Annotated in this window: 1 protein-coding gene; it reads left to right on the top strand. The window is 38.4% G+C overall.

Annotated features, from left to right (window positions below):
- A partial coding sequence (locus tag ACFIME_RS05860) for a DUF6990 domain-containing protein (RefSeq protein ID WP_375684642.1) occupies positions 1 to 1600 on the top strand: 1600 nt, incomplete at both ends.

The raw sequence follows: 1600 nt of genomic DNA, 5'->3' as shown, positions 1-1600 counted from the left end.
GGGGGGGGGTTTTAGTAGTTTTGGTAAAGGCATTGATATTTGTGTAGAGACATTAGATGAGCAAGAGCTTATCAAAATCTCTGAGCGGATAATACAGTGGGCACGTGCCCAAGATTTACAAGCATCAATAGAAAGCAAAACACGTGTTCAAAAGTATAGCTACAATATACGTATAGTCTGGCATTTGGCTTGTTTAGCATTGACAGGTCAAATTGATGTTCTGAAATCTTATCAAAATTTTTTAGAAGCCGGTAAGATTTCTGAGATTTTGGATGACCGTGAAGTAGAGAGATATATTAACCATGCCGTTCAATTTGCTGAAGAATATCTGAAAATCCTTAATGAGCGAAAAGCTATAGATGATCGTCTTAGTTTACAAGATTTGTCTTTTCTTAATACAGTTTCTGAAGACTTAAAAAGGATGGACTGGACAGTCTATCGTGATAAAAATTACAATTGCAATGCTTATTTTATAACGAAAGATCGTATCATTAATATAGTGTACGACCTTGATAAAAAAGGAGAGACACCATTTGTTACCTTCAAGGTTTCTCTTTCAACACTTGGTTTTTCTACAGCTTATCGATCTATTTTCATCAATACTCCCCAATATACCGTTCTTAAAGAATCAGAAGAAGTTTATGCAGTTTCTAGTACTGAATTGGATGAAGGCAAGCTGAAACAGATCAGTGCGGATATTTTGTGCTGGGCTGATCGACAAAATGTGAATCAAATCATCTATGATTATGCGGCTTTGTCCCCAGACAGTGAATATGATTTTGCGAAGTTGCACCTTATTGCACTTATTCTTATTGGGGATGTTGAAAAACTCAAATTTTATAAGGAAAGTTTGAAGGATAAAAACTTTTCAGCTTTGATAAGGGAAAACATAGCACATATTATTGATAACGTCCTTGCTCTTGCACGCCGTTATCGGACTGGTTTTCCTAAAAACGCTCCGATTTTAAGCTTGGATCCGCAAACAGCATCTGTTGCTTCTAAAACAACTTCTGTTGAAGTGGCAGAGGAAGTGGATGAAGCGGATGACACTGATGATCGTCTCACCATGGAAAGTGCTCATGCACTTTTAAAAAGTCTAGGCTGGTCAACCGAGAAAATCAATGAGAATGACCATATGGCAAGCTATCAATTGGCTGATCGTGAAGTAGACATTCTTTATAACGACGAAATTGCCAAAGATTACCCACAATTTGATAGCGCCTTTATGATTAGCACGGGCATTCTTTCCACCGCTTGTAAATTCATTGATCCTACCTACACGGAAGATATTCCAGATTTACAGCTTAATTTTGAAGCAAAGGGTTTAGAAATCTTTGAACCAGAAGTTACTGCGGATCGCTTAAAGCAAGCGCTTGATGATGCTTTAGAATGGGCATCCAAAGGGATTGATCTTTCTAAAAGGCTACGCTCTGATTATGGTATAGCTCCTTGGGAAAAGGATGCAACGTCTAGAGCAAACGATGCACATTATGCTTTGCTTCATCTTGGCGCTCTTGCTTTGTTGGGTGATGCTGAAACCTTACAATCTTATCAGAAAAGTTTTGCAGCAGGGGATCACCTAGGCTTTGACGAGAGCATC

Source organism: Bartonella sp. AP1QHHD (genome assembly GCF_042196265.1).
In the GTDB taxonomy this organism is placed as follows: Bacteria; Pseudomonadota; Alphaproteobacteria; order Rhizobiales; family Rhizobiaceae; genus Bartonella.
The sequence above is the reverse complement of the archived record's forward strand: the minus strand, read 5'-3'. Positions and strand labels throughout refer to the sequence as shown.